This is a genomic window from Prevotella sp. P6B1, from assembly GCF_000702825.1.
Lineage (GTDB): Bacteria > Bacteroidota > Bacteroidia > Bacteroidales > Bacteroidaceae > Prevotella.
Map to the genome: position 1 here is coordinate 200379 of NZ_JNKF01000011.1, position 19674 is coordinate 220052.

At 46.4% G+C, this 19674-nt stretch carries 15 protein-coding genes and 2 tRNA genes; 9 read left to right on the forward strand and 8 right to left on the reverse strand.

What is annotated here, in order from left to right; translation table 11 throughout:
* Positions 1–27: 27 nt before the first annotated feature.
* Positions 28–1221 (reverse strand): ATP-binding protein, encoded by a 1194-nt coding sequence (locus tag T495_RS0104850; RefSeq protein WP_028903585.1) that lies wholly within the window; start codon positions 1219–1221, stop codon positions 28–30.
* A gap of 126 nt (positions 1222–1347) precedes the next feature.
* On the opposite strand from T495_RS0104850, the gene T495_RS0104855 reads away from it, so the two are divergent.
* The gene (locus T495_RS0104855; protein ID WP_033148064.1) at positions 1348–2397 is read left to right on the forward strand and encodes a hypothetical protein; all 1050 of its coding nucleotides are present in this window, start codon (positions 1348–1350) and stop codon (positions 2395–2397) included.
* A gap of 63 nt (positions 2398–2460) precedes the next feature.
* Here T495_RS0104855 and T495_RS0104860 read toward each other — a convergent pair whose 3' ends face one another.
* The 6 genes from T495_RS0104860 to T495_RS0104880 form a co-directional block, all read right to left on the reverse strand.
* On the reverse strand, positions 2461–2889 hold the full coding sequence (locus T495_RS0104860; RefSeq protein ID WP_028903586.1) for a biotin/lipoyl-containing protein: 429 nt from the start codon (positions 2887–2889) through the stop codon (positions 2461–2463).
* A 2-nt stretch (positions 2890–2891) separates the two neighbouring features.
* Positions 2892–3041 (reverse strand): hypothetical protein, encoded by a 150-nt coding sequence (locus tag T495_RS16040; protein ID WP_197018838.1) that lies wholly within the window; start codon positions 3039–3041, stop codon positions 2892–2894.
* A gap of 15 nt (positions 3042–3056) precedes the next feature.
* On the reverse strand, positions 3057–4622 hold the full coding sequence (locus T495_RS0104865) for an acyl-CoA carboxylase subunit beta (RefSeq protein ID WP_028903587.1): 1566 nt from the start codon (positions 4620–4622) through the stop codon (positions 3057–3059).
* Positions 4623–4660: 38 nt separating this feature from the next.
* Positions 4661–5071: a methylmalonyl-CoA epimerase gene (gene mce, locus T495_RS0104870; protein WP_013064811.1), complete on the reverse strand. Its 411-nt coding sequence runs from the start codon at positions 5069–5071 to the stop codon at positions 4661–4663.
* 146 nt (positions 5072–5217) lie between these two features.
* On the reverse strand, positions 5218–7779 hold the full coding sequence (locus T495_RS0104875) for a DUF4842 domain-containing protein (RefSeq protein ID WP_033147811.1): 2562 nt from the start codon (positions 7777–7779) through the stop codon (positions 5218–5220).
* A 123-nt stretch (positions 7780–7902) separates the two neighbouring features.
* Positions 7903–10218, reverse strand: a complete 2316-nt coding sequence (locus T495_RS0104880) for a TonB-dependent receptor (protein WP_231495055.1) — start codon at positions 10216–10218, stop codon at positions 7903–7905.
* Positions 10219–10377: 159 nt separating this feature from the next.
* On the opposite strand from T495_RS0104880, the gene T495_RS0104885 reads away from it, so the two are divergent.
* From T495_RS0104885 to T495_RS0104920, 8 genes are all read left to right on the forward strand, one after another.
* Positions 10378–12750 (forward strand): C10 family peptidase, encoded by a 2373-nt coding sequence (locus T495_RS0104885; RefSeq protein WP_033147813.1) that lies wholly within the window; start codon positions 10378–10380, stop codon positions 12748–12750.
* 7 nt (positions 12751–12757) lie between these two features.
* On the forward strand, positions 12758–13210 hold the full coding sequence (locus T495_RS0104890; RefSeq protein ID WP_033148065.1) for an NfeD family protein: 453 nt from the start codon (positions 12758–12760) through the stop codon (positions 13208–13210).
* A 12-nt stretch (positions 13211–13222) separates the two neighbouring features.
* Complete coding sequence (locus tag T495_RS0104895) at positions 13223–14179, forward strand: SPFH domain-containing protein (protein WP_033147814.1); 957 nt, start codon at positions 13223–13225, stop codon at positions 14177–14179.
* Between the two features lie 18 nt (positions 14180–14197).
* A complete protein-coding gene (gene dapA / locus T495_RS0104900) occupies positions 14198–15085 on the forward strand; it encodes a 4-hydroxy-tetrahydrodipicolinate synthase (protein ID WP_028903593.1) in 888 nt (295 codons plus the stop codon).
* Positions 15082–15966 carry an AraC family transcriptional regulator gene (locus tag T495_RS0104905; RefSeq protein ID WP_033147815.1) on the forward strand — a complete coding sequence of 295 codons (885 nt, stop codon included), beginning with the start codon at positions 15082–15084 and terminating at the stop codon, positions 15964–15966. The genes dapA and T495_RS0104905 overlap by 4 nt, the downstream gene beginning before the upstream one ends.
* An 85-nt stretch (positions 15967–16051) precedes the next feature.
* A tRNA-Arg gene (locus T495_RS0104910) sits at positions 16052–16125 on the forward strand.
* 30 nt (positions 16126–16155) lie between these two features.
* A tRNA-Arg gene (locus tag T495_RS0104915) sits at positions 16156–16232 on the forward strand.
* A gap of 326 nt (positions 16233–16558) precedes the next feature.
* The gene (locus T495_RS0104920; RefSeq protein ID WP_033148066.1) at positions 16559–17716 is read left to right on the forward strand and encodes a site-specific integrase; all 1158 of its coding nucleotides are present in this window, start codon (positions 16559–16561) and stop codon (positions 17714–17716) included.
* Here the strand turns inward: T495_RS0104920 and T495_RS0104925 are convergent.
* Positions 17709–19673: a hypothetical protein gene (locus T495_RS0104925; protein WP_033147816.1), complete on the reverse strand. Its 1965-nt coding sequence runs from the start codon at positions 19671–19673 to the stop codon at positions 17709–17711. The two genes, T495_RS0104920 and T495_RS0104925, sit on opposite strands and share 8 nt — an antisense overlap.
* Position 19674 lies beyond the last annotated feature (1 nt).

Sequence of the window (19674 nt, forward strand, 5' to 3'; positions counted from 1 at the left end):
AACTATTTTGTGTAACTTAATAGACTCTTAATACAAAAATCCCAATAACCACAGCGGTATCTGATTGCCAACGCCTATCTCGGTGTTATAACGGGCGTAGATCACGTCGGGCGATGTGCGCTGTTTGCCTGGCGCTTTAGCATCCATCACACGGAACTTCAGTTTCTCGTCGACGATAAAGCTGGCGTCGCGTGTGCTGCTGGTGTTCACCTTGTGGTCCTTCCACATCGAATTAACGAAGAAGGTCTCCATAGCCTCCTGTTTGTCCACCTGAATAGGATAGATGGCGTACATCAGGTTGGAGTTATGGAGCATAATCTTGGCTGGTTTCTTGGGGAAGTCCTGACCTACGGGGTATATCAGGTTGAGCAGTCGGGCATCGGTGAGATACTTGATGTAGTTCATCACGGTGGCACGACTGGTCTCGATGTCCTGAGCCAGCTTGCTTACGTTTGGCGTCTTGGCTGGTCCCTCTTCGGCTATCTGATAGAACAGCTTCTTGATCTTTGTAAGATACTTCAGCTCTATCTGCTTGATGAGCAGAATATCTACCTCGGTCATCATGTTCATCGTCTTCAGCAGGTTCTCGCTATAGTTGCGATGCTCCTGGAAGAAGGGGTAGAAACCATGATGGATATAGTCCTGGAAGTAACGGTTGGGCGATACCTTGGGCAGAATCTGCTTGATAATGCGCTCGTGGTTCTGCAGGATCTCGTCGAGTGTGTAGGGCTGGAAGTTGTTGCCTGTCATCAGGTTGATGAACTCGCGGAAAGATAGTCCGCGCAGGTTGTAGCTCTTCACGATGCCATTCAACTCGGGGTTCTCGTCCTTCAGGCGCATCACGCTCGAACCGGTGAACACGATCTTCAGGTTGGGATACAGGTCGTAGCACTTGCGAAGCTCGCTGCTCCAGTTGGGCTGCTTGAACACCTGATCGATGAGCAATACGCGACCGCCATGCTTGTAGAACTTACCGGCAAAGTCGGCTATGCCCTGGCCTTGGAAATAGAAATTGTTCATGTTGATATACAGACATTGCTTGTCGAGTATATCAAAATTCTCCTTGGCGTATTGAAGTAGAAAAGTGGTCTTGCCGATACCTCGTGTACCTTTGATACCTATCATACGGTCGTTCCAGTCAATCTCATCCATTAGAATGCGACGAACCGGTGCATTTACATGCTCTACGAGATATCTGTGCGTCCTGAAAAAAGCTTCCATTCCTGCTTGATTTGTTTCTTCTTACTTTTAAAAGTGCTGCAAAGATACACATTTTATCTTAAATTGCAAAGTCTAACTTGCAAAATCTCAAAAAAAAGTAGTAATTTTGCGCCAAAATTGATGAAAATGGCAAAATTATACGTGTTTAATCCAGAACATGACCTTGCATTAGCTGCAAACCTCTCAAATTTCACAGCACCGCATGCCGGAAGGAAGTTGAGATATGATCTGGGATATATCCCAGCGCTTTGGGCTGGCGATGAAGATTATATTCTGGTGGATGATGTGGAGAAGGCTGTCAGGCAGTATGGACGTCTGCGAGCCAAAGTGGGTGGAACGCCCAAAAAGTTTGTGGATAAATCGCAACTACGTTCTTTATATATTAATAAGGTGGAACCATGGGGCTGGGATCTTGCCCTGCGGGCCTTCCTGTTGCGCTATGGCGTAGAGGCTGTACCAACAGAGGATGAGATAGCTGAGATACGCGAACTGTCGCATCGCATGCAGGCAGTAGAATTGCTGAGTCACTTGCAGATGTCAGGTACTATCGGCACGTCGTGCTGTGTGACTACCATAGCCGGCGTGAAACAGCAGTTGGAACAGCATGGACACATCGTGGTGAAAGCACCCTGGAGCAGTAGTGGGCGAGGGGTGCGCTTTATGACGGGCTCTATCGACGACTATCAAGAGCGCTGGATCAAGAATATCGTTGAGAAACAGGGTGCAGTGGTTGTAGAGCCTTACTATCATAAGGTGAAGGACTTCGGTATGGAGTTCGAAAGCGATGGTGAGGGCTGCGTGAAGTATCTGGGCTTGTCGCTGTTTCTGACTAAGAATGGGGCTTATACGGGCAACCTGATAACGAAAGAAGATGAAAAGCAGGAAATGATAAGTCGTTATATACCAATTGATTTGTTGATGGCGGTTAAAGAAAAAGTATGCCATTGCTTAGGCGAAAACTTCAAAGGGAAATACCAAGGCCCGTTTGGTGTTGACATGATGATTGTGTCGACAGAGGATAAGGACGGGTTCCTGTTGCATCCTTGTGTGGAGATTAATCTGCGCCGTACGATGGGACATGTGGCGTTGGCCATTCCGCCGTTTGCTGATGGCTTTACACGGGTGATGCATATCGAACTGACAGATAAGTACAGAATGAGCGTTCGCAAACGATAATAGATAAAAATAATCCCTGCCACTTGGTGATGGCAGGGATTTCATTTTATATAAGGTGTAATCTTACTCGATAACTACCAGAGCATCGTCCTCCATTACACTCTCACCAATCTTTACGCAGATAGCTGTAACCTTACCATCCTTCTCGGCAGCCAGGTTGTTGGCCATCTTCATGGCTTCAAGTACAATGACTGTGTCGCCAGCCTTTACCTCGTCGCCCTCGGCCACCAGGATGTCGGTAATAACACCAGGCAGAGGAGCCTTTACGGCATTAGCCTTGTTTACAGCGCCCTTGTTAGCTGCAGGAGCGTCGTCGGCAGCAGCTGTGGCTGCAGCCTTAACTACTGGCTTCTTCTTCTCAGGTTCAGCCTGTTTCTCCATTTCTACGGTGTACTCTTCGCCGTTAACGGTCAGGGTAGCGATGTTATCAGTAATGTCGCCTACCACAACCTCGTACTTATTACCATTAATGGTATACTTGTATTCTTTCATTTTTAAGGATGTTGAGTGAATGTTTGCGCGTAGCCGTTCCATTGAGTGGGGCGCGCGTTAATTGTTATAATGCCCGTTTCAACGTCGTGAACGTTGTTACCCAGATGCTCGTGCAGGGCCAGGGCAATAGCAGCATATACTTCTTTATTCATATTATTTAATATCAATTACATAGGTATGTTACCATGTTTCTTAGCGGGCAGCGAGTCGCGCTTGGTAGCGAGCTGGGCCAGACCGCGGCAGATGCGGAAACGAGTGTTGCGTGGCTCGATGACATCGTCGATGTAGCCGTACTTGGCAGCCTGATAAGGATTAGCGAAGAGCTCGTTGTACTCGTCCTCCTTCTCAGCGATGAATGCCTTAACGTCCTCGCCAGCCTCTTTCTTGGCCTTAGCCTCCTTAGCATACAGTACGGCAGCAGCACCTGATGCACCCATAACGGCGATCTCGGCTGATGGCCATGCGTAGTTGAGGTCGGTATGCAGCTGCTTAGAACCCATAACGATGTGAGAACCACCGTACGACTTACGCAGAGTAACAGTAATCTTGGGCACAGTAGCCTCGCCGTAAGCGTAGAGCAGCTGAGCACCGTGCAGGATAACTGCGTTGTACTCCTGACCTGTACCAGGCAGGAATCCTGGAACGTCAACGAGTGATACGATAGGAATATTGAAGGCGTCGCAGAAACGAACGAAACGGGCACCCTTACGGCTGGCGTTAACGTCGAGTACACCAGCGTAGCAAGCAGGCTGGTTGGCTACGATACCTACGCTCTGACCATTGAAGCGGGCGAAACCTACGATGATGTTCTTGGCGAACTTAGGCTGTACCTCGAAGAACTCGCCGTTATCGGTGATGGCAGCGATAACCTTATACATATCGTATGCCTCGTTGGGGTTCTCTGGGATAATTTCGTTCAATGTGTCCTCCATACGGTTGATGGGGTCGTCGCATGGCTTAGAAGGAGCGGTCTCCATGTTGTTTGATGGGATATAGCTCAGCAGAGTCTTGATCATCTGCAGACCCTCTTCCTCGGTCTTAGCTGTGAAGTGGGTAACACCCGACTTGGTAGCGTGAACCGATGCACCGCCCAGGTGCTCCTGGTCGATATCCTCGCCGGTAACGGTCTTTACAACCTTTGGACCTGTGAGGAACATATATGATGTGCCTTCCATCATCAGGGTGAAGTCGGTCAGAGCGGGGCTGTAAACAGAACCACCGGCGCAAGGACCGAAGATACCTGAAATCTGTGGGATAACACCTGATGCCAGAATGTTACGCTCGAAAATCTCAGCGAAACCAGCCAGCGAGTTGATACCCTCCTGGATACGTGCACCACCCGAGTCGTTGATACCGATAACAGGGGCACCCATCTTCATGGCCATATCCATGACCTTGCAAATCTTCTGGCTCATGGTCTCTGACAGAGAACCTGCGTGTACGGTGAAGTCCTGTGCGAAGACGAATACCAGACGACCGTCGATGGTACCCGAACCTGCTACTACACCATCACCAAGGAACTGCTTCTTCTCCATACCGAAGTTATGGCAGCGATGCTCCTTAAACATATCGTACTCTTCGAACGAACCCTCGTCGAGCAGCATGTCAATGCGCTCACGAGCGGTGTACTTGCCACGATCGTGCTGTTTCTGAATTGCTTTCTCACCACCACCGAGACGGGCCTGTTCGCGCTTCTCGATGAGTTGCTTGATTTTTTCTAATTGTTTGCTCATTTCTTTATTAAAATTTTGAGAATATACTTTTTTAATGATTACTCAGGGTGCTCACAGAGCTCAGTCAGAATGCCACATGTTGACTTTGGATGCAGGAAGGCGATGTTCAATCCTTCGGCGCCCTTGCGTGGCTTCTCGTCAATCAGGCGTACGCCCTTCTCAGAAACCTCGGCCAGACCTTTGGCTACGCCATCCTCTACACAGAAGGCTACATGATGTACGCCCTTGTTGCCTTTGTCGAGCCACTTCTGGATGGTGCTCTCAGGTGATGTGGGCTCCAGAAGCTCCAGCTTCACCTCGCCGCAACGCAGGAAGGCAGTCTTCACTTTCTGGTCTTCAACTACTTCTGTTGCATAACACTCCAGACCCAGCACGTCGGTAAAATACGGCAGGCTTTCCTCAATGCTCTGGACGGCAATGCCCAGATGCTCAATGTGCGAAATCTTCATAACCTTTAAAATTAGAATTAATATTTTCGAAGTGCAAAGTTACAAAACTTATATGAGAATCCAACCTTATTTTGCTTTTTTTATTAAAAAAAAGAGATTGTAGCGTGATTTCTGCTACAATCTCTTATTTTTATGTAAGTTCTTGCTTATTTGTTATAGGGGTTCACATATAACTTGGAACTGTCATACGACTCCAACCAGGCGCCATAGTTGTAGGCGTTGTTGGCCCATGTCCTGAAAGCGCTGTAGGCATCGATGATGCTGATGCGCTCTGCTGGATAGTCGAAGTCGCCTGGTATGATCAGAGCAAATGGAGGCTCGCCTTTCTGTGGGACGTGAATCTCGTTGCCTGCCATACTATAGTTCTTGATATAGATGTCGTCTAAGAACTGAGGTATTCTTGTTGCTTCGCTAACCTCGTAAACGGCTGATACGCATGGTACAGCTGTTGCTGAAGGCTGGGTGTTGACGAATGTACTGGTTGAGACATTAAACAACGCGTGTACCTCTTTATCGTTCAGGTCGGTACCACTGATACAATTACCTGCGATACCATTCAGATATACCTGGTCGTTAGCACCAGTTGCAATCAGAGTCAACTGTAATTGGGTGGGCGACAGGCGGACGCAGCGTAATACAACGTCGTTCATGTCGTAGTCGGCTATATTCGGACGGTCCTCAAAACACATCGTGTAGGCCATATCCTTCACTTCATATACATCGTCAAACATCTTGCCGCTGTTGCCTTCCACCTCGATAATCATATCGCTGAAGTTACTGTCGTTACCATCTTCAAATGCCAGATAGGTCTTGTTGTTGGCGTTGAACATCGCGATACGTGGGGATTTATCATCCATAAAATAAAATTTCTTTGAATCGCCAAAGTGCCCGGGGAAGTTGTTGATGACGCTGTTGAGCTCGCCATAGCCATACGTGCAACCGTTGTTGACGGTATTGATGTAGGCCTGGAAGGTCTTACCTTCGCGTGGAACGTTGATTTTTCTCATCATGAAGCCCACTCTGTAGCCTTTTGGCATGGATGCGCTGATGGCTGTATTGTTGGTTTCAGGAGCGCCTTCTAATGTAAGGCTGGTCAGTTTGTTGATGTTCTGGTTGCCTCCATATTCCTCTAAATACCAGTCAATCTGGGCGCCATTGGCCGAGGCTGTCTTATTGGTGGCAACACGAAGATTGTGCTTGCCCACATTCGAACCGAGTGCCTGGGTCTTGTCGTTGCTGAGCCAGAAATGGCATACGTTATTCGTCTCGTCGGAAATGAAGGAATTCTCCTTTACCGCTGGCATATAGTCGGTAAGGAAGGTGCCCCACGTCTCGTTCGAAGAAAGGAAATCATAAGCTTTAATAAGACATTTTCCAGAGCCGATGTTGTAGAGAACGGTCTTGCCGTCGTCTGTCGTGAATATCTGCCATAACTGATTGCTGATATTGGTGGCGTCGTCGTCATAGCGTGTGGCCATCTTATCATCGTAGTATCCTACTTTGTTAGGATATGAGGTTAAGTAGAATGATGACGACTTGTAGGTGGCACCATTGCGGATGCGATATACCTTTCCGTCGGTTGTGCATTCGCCTGACTTCAAAAGGCTTTGGTCGCCATAATATGGCAACAGATACTGGTGAACTTTGAAGAAGTCGGCCTCATTCGTTATATTCGACGCATCTTTGGTATACTGGCATTGCATGGCTTTGAATTTCGGCAGCTGCTTGACATATTCAGTCTCGGTCATGCCCTCTGGCATATTGTCGGGGTTGTAATAATAGTAATACAACTCGCAGTACTTCATGTCGGTAGAACTCATTTGTACGGGCGTGATGATGATAGGACTGCCATCACTGGTCAAATGGTTGTTGAAGAATCTGACAGCAGAACTTTCGCTGATGTTTTTCAGGTTGTTGTGCTGCTTTTTGTATGTAACACCAGATTTGTTTGGGATGAAATTATTGAATATGGCTTGTAGTTCAGTGACTTCGCTGGCATCAATAGGATCTGTAGCTCTGACAATCGTGCCATTAACTACATTCCATGTTCCGTTAGCAGAGCTGGTGCTTGAGAGCTTCCAGATCATTTCGTTCTCCCACTTGGTGTCGGCCCATATGTAAATGTTGTTATTCTGACTTGCGTTCTGCATGTAGGTCTCGCCAGTCTGGTTGGTAAGGTTTGCGAAAATGTTTCTGTAAGCATTCAGCGTTCTTTGAGCGCTGGTGGCGTCAAGTTTCAGATTGCTCACATCAATGGTGTTATCGCTTCTGGTAGCTACTCTGCGAGCATTGGCTGTTGTGCCAAAGCTGACCTCTGTGGCGTTCAGGTCGAAACTCTTGATGAAGTGGTGCCCTTTGCTGTCAACACAAGCAGCAATCAGCTTTTCATAGCCTCTTGGAGCATCATAGTTTAATGTGACGGTCTGTCCTGATGAAACTTCGGCTTCTGCCAGAATCTTTGGGTCGCCATTGAAGAAGGGCGACTCTGTGAGGATCTGGACCTTCGCAATGTCCGACATGTCTGCATCGGCGGTGATGGAAACCTTTCCTGATGTGACTGTGCGCCAATCCTGTTCCGGATCGATCAGACCGAAAATGTTCTCTGCATTCTTTCTGATCTCTTCAGTGGCGTCGGGAACGGTAAAATCCTGCGAACAGCTACATAAGGCAATAAGCGAAACAGCTGCCCAATTTGATATTCTTTTCATACTAAAAATCATATAATCTTCAGCTATATTTAAACAAAAATCTTCCTTAATTTTTGCAAAGGTAGCTCTTTTATATTATTAATTATACGCGTAGAAAGGAAATCTGTCAAAATTTAACAAATATTATAGGTTTATACTGATTTTCCCATTAATTTGGCGACCCGTCAGGAAATTTGGGACAGCCCATTGGGTATTGGTAACATCTGTTACCCAATAATAGCTGTTTACATTAGAAATACCAAACAGGTTCAGACAGTCAATTCCTACCCAGATACCTTTGATACCTTTGGTATTTTTCATGACGCAGTAGCTCATGCCGATGTCGGCACGCTTATAGGCTGGCGCTCTGAAGTCTTGCTGTTCCAGGCCTCTGTGTGGGGCGCCGAAGGGCAGTCCGTCGGCAAATGCCAGACGTAGCGTCATCTTCCAGCGTTCTGTGCCTGGGAAATAGTCGGTAAAGTGTAGGTTTACTGACCAGCGCTGGTCGGTTGGCAGCGGCTTCCACAGGTTGTTGTACTTCTGGCGAGTGCTCATCAGCGAGAAAGTGAGCCAGGAGTCGGTGCCTGGCACAAACTCACCGTACAATTTCAGATCGATACCTGTGGCGTAGCCTTTGCAAAGATTCTCGCCATAGTAGGTGATCTTCAGGTTCTGTACGTTGTATGGAATCAGGTTCGACAGGGCTTTATAGTAGGCCTCTGCGGTAAATTTGAATGGACGGTTCAACATTCTGAATCTGTAGTCGGCTGCTGCAATCAGATGAGTGGATTGCTGACTCTTGATCCTGTTGTTCAGAACCGCTGTTGTTATGCCGTTCGCTGTGGTTGTGTCGCGCATCTCTTTGTAGAAAGGCGACTGATAATACAGGCCTGTTGCCAGCCTGATGGTCAGGTCGTTATCGAATGCTGGGACGAAGGCGAATGATACTCTCGGCGATACCGTTGTCTCTTTGTTGAACGACCAGTTGGCGATTCTGACACCATAGTTGAGCGTGAAATAGTTGTCGCCTTTCGACCATCGGTAGGTGTCCTGCAGATAGGCTTCTGTTCTGTGGGTTCTGATATCGTTTCTGGCGTTCAGTGTGTAGATCAGGTCGAGTCTGTCGGCAGAATGGGGGATGGAGTAGCCGCTTGAGTCGCGCATCTCGTATTCGCGTGACTGTTCTTTGATATGTTCTGTGCGATAGCTGACGCCTGCTTCAAAATCGTGATGCCGGGTCTGATGGCGCCCAATGAGCTTGAAACTGACGACGTCGGCAGTCAGATAATTGCGGGCATGCTCCATGTAGGTACCCACGCCTAAACTCTCTTGAGTCTGGGTGTCGTCCAGCCAATACTGACCTGTGATATCGTAGGTTTCACGTTCTTTGGTATGGAATGCTGATGTCAGAAACTTTACACTGGTCGAGTCGGATAATCTGCGTGTGATTCCGAGAGCGCCGAACAAGGTGCTGAACCGGTCTTTTTCTTGTCCGTCGAAATACACTTTGAACGACTTGACATCGGCTAATGTGCCAAAACTTGTTTCCCGGTCTTTGGGTTTGAAATTGTAGTGGTTGTCTGATATGTTGCCGATAAAATCAAGGTTCCACCTTTTGTTTGGCGAATAGACGATATATGTCTGGTAATCAAGGAAGTTTGGTTTGTATTCTCCGGTTGTTTCTAAAGAACCTAACAAGTATCTGTTCGTCTTGTATCTGATGCCATGACTCATCGAGAATCTACTGTTGCCGTAACCAGCGAATGCACTGGCTCCTAATAGCGAGGCAGTGGCATTAGTCTCAAAGCCTTTGATGCGTCGGTAGGTAATGTCTAATACAGACGACATTTTGTCGCCGTATTTCGCTTCGAATCCACCTGTTGAGAATCCTATTCTGTCAACCATGTCGGGGTTGATGACCGACAGACCTTCCTGCTGTCCGCTACTGATGAGAAATGGGCGATAGACCTCCACCTGATTGATATAAACCGAGTTCTCGTCGAACGTTCCACCGCGTACGTTGTATTGTGATGATAGCTCATTATGGCTCGACACACCAGCCTGTTGCTGAATCATCTCTTCAACGGCATTGCCTGTGGTCGATGGCGTTTGTTGAAGGTCTTTTGTGGACAGTTGTTCTGTCTGCGATGTCTGTCGGCGGCGCTGGGTAACCGTTACCTCGCTGAGTGTGGCTGCTGGGTGCATCACAATCTGTACGGTCATCTTACCTTTGGGACGTCTGAATACACGTTTCCTGACACCATAGCCAACCATCGAAAACCTGACCTCGACAGAATCGGCTGATTTCAGACCGAGGCTGAATTCACCTTTTAGGTTGCTCATTGTCACCTTGCCTTGGGCGGCGCACGATATTGTTACAAGCTCAAGTGCATGCCCATCCTCGTCGATGACCTTTCCTTTCAAGGTAAAGTCGTCGGCGAATGCTGTCAAGGTACTCATTAAAAGTACCATTATGATGATGAATTGCTCAAAATTGCGTCTCATTCTGACATAATAACGGAAAAAACGCACTTTTATTTGCTAATATTTTGTTTTTTCTTTGTTGTTTCGACAAAAATGTCTATTTTTGCACTATTAAACCATCAAAACGTTACGATTATGAAGAAATCTCTACTCACAACGTTCCTGTATCTGTTCAGTCTTGTTCTGACAGTAGCAGCCCCCGTTGACGAGCAAAAAGCTCGTCAGTTGGCAAGTGATTTCTTGCGCAGTAAGGTGTCAGCTACCCGTGGTGCTAATATTAATCTTACTCGTGTCGTAACTGGGGTAGTCGACGGCGATGATGCCGGCATCTATGTGTTTAATGAGAGTAATGGTTTCGTGGTTATCAGCGCTGACGATGAGCTTCCTGCTGTTCTGGCTTTCGGATTGAACGAGCCGTATGATGCGCAGACGGCTCCTCCTGCCATGAAGGCGCTGTTGGAGGCTTATCATTATGCAGCAACGGCATCTGTCAAAACCCGTGGTGTCGTCTCGACGCACGCTGATATTACGCCTTTGATTCAGACCGAATGGAATCAGGATACGCCTTATAATTTGTATTGCCCTGATAACGGCGCGGGTGGGAATTGTCCTACAGGTTGTATCGCTACGTCGATGGCACAAATCATGTATTATCATCAATGGCCCAGCACCGTCAACTGGAGTGCGATGACCAAGACCTATGGTGATAATATTTATGTGGGCGGTGTCGGTCCTGATACGCTTGCTTCGTGCAAGGCTGTAGCCAGACTGATGGCTGATATCGGCGAGAAGGTTTGTATGTCTTATGGCGCGAGTAGTTCGTATGCGATTGATATTGATGCGTGCGAAGCACTTCGTAATGCCTATAGCTATTCCGAAACTTTGGAAATTATTGATCGTGAGTGCTATACGGCCCAGTCGTGGGATAATGAAATCTATAGTGAGTTGAGCAATAGTCGTCCGGTTATTTATAATGGTCAGTCAGCCACATCCGGTCAGGGAATCGGTGGTCACTCATTTATTATTGATGGCTATAAGGTTGATAATGGCACAGGCTATTACCATGTGAATTGGGGATGGGGAGGAAAAAGTGATGACTATTTCCTGATTTCTGTGCTTAATCCTCAACAGCAGTACACGGGCGGTTATGCTGGTTCGAGCGGCTATTCTTTCGGCCAAACCGCCTTAGTTGGCATAAAGCCGGGAAGTGTTGACAGAGAGAAGTCTGCACGACTCTATGTGGGTGGTAACTATATTGTTAATGATGCTGGTAATTATTCCCGTGCTTCTGTCTCGGACGATTTTCCGACCATGGAGCTTGATATGATGAGTTGCTATAATGCGACCAAGCCCGATGCCCGTAAGTACGATCTGGCCATTGCCTTATATCAGGGACGTAATCAAATTGCTATCCTTGATGAGTTTAAGGTGAATGATGGTAATCCTTTGGATTATGGGGCTGGATTTACGGGTATTCGTCGATCATTTAAGTTTGGAAAGGATTTGGCAAATGGCACTTACCAGATTCGTTTGTTGAGTCGTGAGACGGGCAAGACGACATGGTCGTGGGCTTTAGGTGCTGCTTGTAGGTATGTGGAGCTGACCATTAATGGTAACAATATGACCACTAAGACCTATGGCCGCTATGAGGAGGCCGAAGTGTCTTCGTTTACGATTAATAGTGTGGATGTGAGCAGCAATAACGTAGTGGGTGAGCCCATCACCATTACAATTAATCTGACTGATTGTAACAAGACGTATAATGCGCCAATCTTCCTGTATGGTAATGCCAGTTTGGAGCAGGGAGCTGATAAGTTCCAGTTCCTGACGGGTGGTGGTACCAATCTGGAGCCAGGTGAAACGGGTACCGTTATACTACAATATACCCCTCAGCGTGCGGGTAACTTTAAGTTTATTCTGAGTGGAAATAGCGAAAAACTAAGCGTGAAGTCTGATACACTTTATGTGTTCACAGCTACGGTTACAGGTGTGGCTTTAGACATTAATTTCGACGTTGATGGCGCAGTACAAAATGCAACGGGCCAGAATGATGTGATGGGTACCACTTTGAAGGGAACTCTGCATGTCAAGAACTTAGGCTCGGAAGCATATAATGATAAAATTGGTTTTTTCCCGTGCGAAGTTATAGGAAATACTCTCGCTGATCCTGATCAGAACGTTACTAAGAATGTGAATATTGCTGTTGCAGATGTAGAGGATATTCCGTTTGAGTTCGTTAATCTGAAACTGAACAGCACGTATGTCTTACTGGTATTGTATAAAGAGGATGGTACTACGAAGTATCTGAATTGGGCTGAGGATGGTACGATTAAGTATGTGTATTTCTTCACGATGATCGAGGATACCGGTTTGCAGAGCATCCAGCTCAAGGAGCCTGATGCTGAGGTCTATGATCTGCGTGGTGTTCGGTTGGGTAAGGCTTCTGAGCTGAAGAGCCTGCCTAAGGGCATTTACATCATTAATAAAAAGAAAGTGATTAACAAATAATATGACTATGATTGATTATATCATGCAACATCTCTGGCAGTTGTGGGCGGTAGTAGCCCTTATCTGCTTGATTCTTGAGCTGACGGCTGGTGATTTCTTCATCATCTGCTTCGCTATCGGTGCTATTCCCGCAGCTGTTGTAGCTGCGTTGGGAGCTGGTACTTACTATCAGATTGTCGTGTTTGCGGTAGTAACGCTCGTCAGTCTGTTTTACGTGCGCCCCTTTGCCAAGCGCTATTTGCATAAGGGCGAAGACAAGCGTATCAGTAATGCCGATGCGCTGCTGGGCCGACAGGGTAGAGTAGTGGAGGCCATCCAGGCTGGAGGCTTCGGCCGTGTGCAGATAGATGGCGACATCTGGAAGGCTGTTACCAAGGGTGCTGCTGATATCCCCGAAGGCACTAATGTCATTGTCGTGGATCGTGCATCGACCATTATCACAGTTGAAATAGAAAAATAATAAAATACAATTATGGACCAAATTATGACTTATGTCCTGATAGCCGTCGTGGTATGCGTGGTTATCTTTGCCAAAATGGCACTCGTGATCATTCCTCAGTCAGAAACCAAGATCGTTGAACGTCTGGGACGTTACTATGCTACGCTCCAGCCCGGTATCAATCTCATTATCCCGTTCATCGATCGCGCCAAGTCGATTGTAGTGCTCCACCACGGACGCTATATGTATTCAACCACCATCGACCTTCGCGAGCAGGTGTACGACTTCCCCAAGCAGAATGTTATCACCAAGGATAACGTGCAGACAGAGATCAATGCGCTGCTGTATTTCCAGATTGTAGATCCGTTCAAGGCTACTTACGAGATTAACAACCTGCCTAACGCTATCGAGAAGCTCACGCAGACCACCCTGCGTAACATCATCGGTGAACTGGAACTCGATGAGACGCTGACTTCTCGTGATACGATTAACAAGAAGCTCTCTGCCGTGCTCGACGATGCTACCGATAAGTGGGGCGTGAAGGTGAACCGTGTAGAGCTGCAGGATATCACACCTCCTGATTCAGTACTCACGGCCATGGAGAAGCAGATGCAGGCCGAGCGTAACAAGCGTGCACAGATTCTGACCTCTGAGGGACAGAAGGCTGCCGAGATCCTGGCTTCTGAGGGTGAGAAGACAGCCATCGTCAACAAGGCCGAGGCTGCCAAACAGCAGGCCATCCTTCAGGCTGAAGGTGAGGCACAGGCCCGTATCCGTAAGGCTGAGGCCGAGGCCAAGGCCATCGAGCTCATCACCCAGGCTGTGGGCAAGAGCACGAACCCCGCCAATTACTTGCTGGCTCAGAAATACATCCAGATGATGCAGGAGCTGGCTGAGGGCGACAAGACCAAGACCGTCTATCTGCCGTATGAGGCCACTAACCTCCTCGGTTCTATTGGCGGCATCAAAGATTTGTTTAAAGCAGAATAATAGCAACATAAAAATATAATGGTACATAACATTTTCAAGGGTCTGGGCATAGCGCTCATCACCCCATTCAAGGAAGACGGTTCGGTTGACTATGAAGCGCTGATACGTCTGGTAGACTATCAGCTTAACAACGGTGCTGACTTCTTTTGTATTCTCGCCACTACTGGTGAGACTCCTACGCTGACACGTGAAGAGAAGCAGAAGATCAAGGATTTAGTAGTAGACTATGTGCAGGCGCGCGTTCCTATTCTTATAGGATGTGGCGGTAATAATACCGCTGCTGTTGTCGAAGAGTTGAAAACAGCCGACTTCAAGGGCATCGACGGCATACTGAGTGTATGTCCTTATTACAACAAGCCTTCGCAGGAAGGTCTGTATCAGCATTTCAAGGCCATAGCTGCTGCAACATCGCTTCCTGTTGTGCTTTATAATGTACCCGGTCGTACGGGTGTTAACCTTCAGGCTGCTACTACGGTTCGTTTGGCTCGCGACTGTCAGAATATCGTCGCTATCAAGGAGGCCAGCGGTAATCTGGAGCAGGTTGATGAGATTATCAAGAACAAGCCAGCCGACTTCGATGTGATCTCGGGCGACGACTCGTTGACCTTCCCAATGGTCAGCTGTGGTGCCGTAGGTGTTATCTCTGTTATCGGAAATGCCCTTCCTAAGGAATTCTCACGCATGATTCGTTTGCAGATGCGTGGTGAGTACGATCCCGCTCGTACCATCCATCATCGCTTCACCGATCTGTTCTCACTGTTGTTTGTCGACGGTAACCCAGCCGGTGTCAAGGCAATGCTTTCAGAGATGGGCTTCATCCAGAATGTGCTTCGTTTGCCATTGGTGCCTATGCGTATCAATAATATGCAGCGCATGGCCGAGATTCTGAAAGAACTGAAAATATGATTGAAAGCAAGGTTATTCACGAGATTACCCAACTGACAGGGAAGGATGTGCTCTATATTGCCGAACGACATAAGAAAGAGTTCACTTATCCTATCCACAATCATAAGGTGTTCGAACTTAACTTCGTAGAGCATGCCCCAGGCGTTCGTCGCATTGTGGGCGACTCTAACGAGGTGATAGGCGACTACGACCTGGTACTCATCACCAGTCCCGATCTTGAGCATGTCTGGGAGCAGGGCTCGTGTACCAGTGAGAACATCCATGAGGTAACCATCCATTTCGAGTTCGATTTCTCTGAGGATAGCATTTTTTCGCGTAATCCTTTTGCCTCGATGCGGCAGATGATGCAGGAGGCGCGTAAGGGGCTCAGCTTCCCGATGGATGCCATTATGCGTGTCTATCCGAAACTCAACTCTTTGTGCACTATTAAGGATGGCTTCTATGCTTTTATGCAGTTCCTGACCATTCTCTACGAGCTCTCCAAGTGCGATGGTGCTCATACGCTGGCCTCAAGCAGTTTTGCCAAGGTTGAGGTGTCGAGCGACAGTCGCCGCGTGCAGAAAGTGAAGAATTATATTGAGCAGAACTATAAGAAGGAAATCCGTCTCAACACGCTTGCTGATCTGGCTGGCATGAGCGCTTCGGCTTTCAGTCGGTTTTTCAAGCTGCATACGGGTCGAAATCTGAGCGAGTATATCATCGATCAGCGCCTGGGTTATGCCAGTCGTATGTTGGTTGATAGTACCAACTCTGTGGCTGAGATCAGTTATGCCTGCGGCTTCAATAACCTCAGCAATTTCAATCGCATTTTTAAGAAGCGAAAGGGCTGTAGCCCTTCTGAGTTCCGTGAAAACTACCATAAAACGCGGATTATCGTGTAAAATCTGCACTTTTTTCGAAAAAAGTCCGCCAAAAGTTTGGTGGTTCCAAAAAAAGTCAGTACCTTTGCACCCGCAAATCGGAAATGGTTCCGTAGCTCAACTGAATAGAGCATCTGACTACGGATCAGAAGGTTGTGGGTTTGAATCCCGCCGGAATCACAAAACGGTTGCAAAAAGTCAAGGAACAATGGTTCCGTAGCTCAACTGAATAGAGCATCTGACTACGGATCAGAAGGTTGTGGGTTTGAATCCCGCCGGAATCACCAAGGAAAGTTAAGGGTAATAGACTGGAAACAGTCTGTTACCTTTCTTTTTAAAACAAGGTAAAAACCTAAATAGTTGAAAATTAACCAGTTGAAGGCGCTAAAAATATTGTTGAACTCCGCGTTCCATTTGGACAGCATTGGACAGGATTGGACGGCTTTGGACTGGTTTGGAAATGGGCTTTTGATACAGTTTTTGATACACCTCTCCAGATTTTTGATACATATTGCATCAACTATCTATCAGAAACATAGATTCTTCCCGCTTATTCCCCAGCGATAATGTTCTTCAGCCATAATGTTCTATGGGGCGCATTAAAAAAGTAAGTATGAAGAAGAATGTAAAAGTAGTGTTTGACCGTAGAAAGACGGCGGCTAAGACTGGAAAAGGCTCAATTGACATCTGTGTTTACCTGAGAGAAGGTGAGCGCAAGTTCGTGAGTGCTGGTACTGCTACACCTGAAGATTGGGAGTCTGTTGCAATGGAGAGAGGTGTGTTTGCTAAAGTAAAGTATTACGAGAATGTTATTCATGCCATGCAAACCCTTGGTGAGGAAATGACTATTGCGACTTTCAACAAGCATGTATTTGCAGAACAGATATCTGAACGCGAAGAATCAGATAATAAGAATCTGTTCAATGGCAATGACCAGCGTCAGAGTATTATCGAGTACATTGAGGATTCTCTCAACAGGGAGGACTTGCGTTCTGGATCCCGACGCAATATCGTGGTGGTCATTGCCAGTCTTAAGAAGTTCAAGAAGATAAAGACCTTCTATGACCTTACACCTACCAAAATAATAGAGTATGATAAGTGGCTGCATTCACAAGGTGATAAGAGCCTGGCCACAATTTATAACTATCATAAGAAACTGCACAAGTACACGCGTCAGCTTTGGCGCAATGAAATGATACCAAGTGACCCCTACAATCATGTAGAAATCAAACATGGTACTTATAAAGAGCGTCAGCCTCTAAACGAGGAAGAGCTTCTCATACTAAGAGAAGCAAAAGATCTCTCGCCGAGGCTTGATCGTGTACGCGATTTATTCATCTTTATGGCTTATACAGGACTTGCTTATGTCGATATGTGCAATTTTAAATTCAAGGCCATGACGGAGAAAGAAGGTTCTACATACTTCATTGATGGAGCCCGAGTAAAGACTGGCTCTAACTTCTTTACACCGATTCTTCCACCTGCTATGGATGTGCTCGAGAAATACCATTTCTCGCTTCCTATTATCTCAAATACAAAGTTAAATGACTATCTACATGTGATACAGGAAAAACTGGGTTTCAAGAAACCTCTTACCTGTCATGTGGCTCGACACTCCTTTGCCACTCTACTGTTGACCTATCAATTTCCAATAGAAAGAGTGGCTCGTGCTCTCGGGCACAAGGATGTTAGAATTACACAGATTTATGCCAAGATCCTGAAGAAGCCGATGGTCGAGCAAACAGAACAGCTCGTTGCATCCATTAAGTAACCACGCGATAGAAATTCCCGCGAAGTAACTGCGACTTTCCTGTTGACTCATGGAAGGTCGCTGTTATTTTTTCGCAGATATACTGGCCGCCTTCTATAATGTACAAGGCTCTAGGGTTAGGAATCTCATCTGTTAGGAAAGAGAAAGAATACTTTTTCCTGTTATCGATGTTATAAGTATAGTTATATGGAATGCCTTCCGCATCATTACCTTTCTTTTTATTGATTCGTAGTGAATAAGATGTTGTAAACGATGTGAAATCGTCGTCGACCTCGACTGTATCGACCATAGGACGTGGCAGTTTACCGGTTTTCCTGATTATTCCGTCCCAGAATCCCACATAAATCTTATCAAAGTAGGCTTCGTTTTTCTCCTGTTCACCTTGCTCTATGGTCTTTCCTGCTCGGCCCTGCGCCAAGGCACCGTCATTATAGTCAGTATCGTCGCCTCTTCTTCCGCTATTAGAGTCTTCTATAGCAGCTCTTGTTCTTTGTCCTCCCATTCGACTACCGTCTTCGTTTGTTATTGTTCCTTCCGAATTTGACTCATTAGACCAGGATTCAGCGCTGCCCATTTCTCCGCACTCAAGGAACAGGCATGGGCCAAGTTCTTCCTCTGTGTCATCAATCCATGCAGGCACAATGTTCAGCTCTACATCATCTGCTTTTTTGTCATAGATATAATTGCCAAACTGATTTATAGGCATTAAGCGGTTATAGTATTTATACCAATGATAATCCGTGTCATTCAGTTTAACGTGAGTCGTGTCGTATAGCTCTGCCTTATAGCAATACATAATAAAATATGTGTCTACGTCCTTGGCATAGAAAAGCTTGTTGCCGTCAGAACCTACTGGGTATCCTCTGTAATAGTGTTTAGTGGTATATCCTCGACCGTCGTCTGAGATATAGATGCCACTTTCTTTAAGCAGAGCGGCATCCCTAAGCAAATCCGAGAGCTTGTTATATACTTTAGCTTCATCCTTGTATTTGTTTACGAACCATTGGCAGCAACGATAAACCCATAGTCGGTTATCATTGTCTGCGTATGCCAGATTTCTTGTTGCTATGTACTCTGACTTATCTTCCTGAGAAACATCAACAGTGTATTTGTTGATGACTCTATCTATCATTACTGGATCTGTATCAAAGGCAATCTTGTGTGAGAACTGAAACTTGATAGTTCTAGCCTTGTGGTTGATAGTGAATTCGCCTCCCATTAGGAGTTCCAACTGTTCAAAGAACTCTGTGAGGGTCCAATGGGGGAGGGCACTTGCAAAATTTGAAATAGACCATGCTGCAGGAAGATTGTTGCAGATAATCAGGTGCTTCCAATAACTGTTGTTGATGGCTGAGAAACTGCCTGTATATCTTAAACAACTGCATATTTTCTTTAATATATATAATAGGTACGGCTGGAATGAAAGCCTGCTTACACCTGAAGCCCATTGAAAATGACCATATATATCCTTCTTTACTTCGTTCTGAATATTACCAGAAGTATTATTCACCCATGGAAGCGCCACATAGTCAGCAGTAGGGTAGTCGCCTGCCCAGATGTCAGAAGGATCATAATCATTGGGATTAAAGTCATCAGCATAGCCTAAATCAAGCTGATTGATATAGATGTTATCGAAAGAGTCATTGAAGTTCTGCTCGCTACGACCTTCAAGGAACTGAGTCTTCACTTCCGTATCAGATATTTGTGTAACTGTTATGCAGCCTGCTTTGTAGAATTGTTTATCACGGATTTCGCAGTCAAATATTACCTTGTTCTTTTCTACGTCCTGACGATACAGGTGCCCGAAGATGTCTATGTTCTCTGGGCAGTCTTTTAGTGGAAACGTGATTGTAAGTGTATAGCTGTCAGAACCGGTAAACAGTGGATTCTCGACAATATATTCAAAAGAAGTATTCTTCTTGAGGCAGGCTAATTTGCCATTGATGATTATTTCCATG

Excerpts from the sequence above, each read along its gene's own strand:
- T495_RS0104850 (WP_028903585.1), bottom strand. The coding sequence starts at position 1,221 with ATGGAAGCTTTTTTCAGGACGCACAGATATCTCGTAGAGCATGTAAAT.
- T495_RS0104855 (WP_033148064.1), top strand. The coding sequence starts at position 1,348 with ATGGCAAAATTATACGTGTTTAATCCAGAACATGACCTTGCATTAGCT.
- T495_RS0104860 (WP_028903586.1), bottom strand. The coding sequence starts at position 2,889 with ATGAAAGAATACAAGTATACCATTAATGGTAATAAGTACGAGGTTGTG.
- T495_RS16040 (WP_197018838.1), bottom strand. The coding sequence starts at position 3,041 with ATGAATAAAGAAGTATATGCTGCTATTGCCCTGGCCCTGCACGAGCAT.
- T495_RS0104865 (WP_028903587.1), bottom strand. The coding sequence starts at position 4,622 with ATGAGCAAACAATTAGAAAAAATCAAGCAACTCATCGAGAAGCGCGAA.
- mce (WP_013064811.1), bottom strand. The coding sequence starts at position 5,071 with ATGAAGATTTCGCACATTGAGCATCTGGGCATTGCCGTCCAGAGCATT.
- T495_RS0104875 (WP_033147811.1), bottom strand. The coding sequence starts at position 7,779 with ATGAAAAGAATATCAAATTGGGCAGCTGTTTCGCTTATTGCCTTATGT.
- T495_RS0104880 (WP_231495055.1), bottom strand. The coding sequence starts at position 10,218 with ATGAGTACCTTGACAGCATTCGCCGACGACTTTACCTTGAAAGGAAAG.
- T495_RS0104885 (WP_033147813.1), top strand. The coding sequence starts at position 10,378 with ATGAAGAAATCTCTACTCACAACGTTCCTGTATCTGTTCAGTCTTGTT.
- T495_RS0104890 (WP_033148065.1), top strand. The coding sequence starts at position 12,758 with ATGATTGATTATATCATGCAACATCTCTGGCAGTTGTGGGCGGTAGTA.
- T495_RS0104895 (WP_033147814.1), top strand. The coding sequence starts at position 13,223 with ATGGACCAAATTATGACTTATGTCCTGATAGCCGTCGTGGTATGCGTG.
- dapA (WP_028903593.1), top strand. The coding sequence starts at position 14,198 with ATGGTACATAACATTTTCAAGGGTCTGGGCATAGCGCTCATCACCCCA.
- T495_RS0104905 (WP_033147815.1), top strand. The coding sequence starts at position 15,082 with ATGATTGAAAGCAAGGTTATTCACGAGATTACCCAACTGACAGGGAAG.
- T495_RS0104920 (WP_033148066.1), top strand. The coding sequence starts at position 16,559 with ATGAAGAAGAATGTAAAAGTAGTGTTTGACCGTAGAAAGACGGCGGCT.
- T495_RS0104925 (WP_033147816.1), bottom strand. The coding sequence starts at position 19,673 with ATGGAAATAATCATCAATGGCAAATTAGCCTGCCTCAAGAAGAATACT.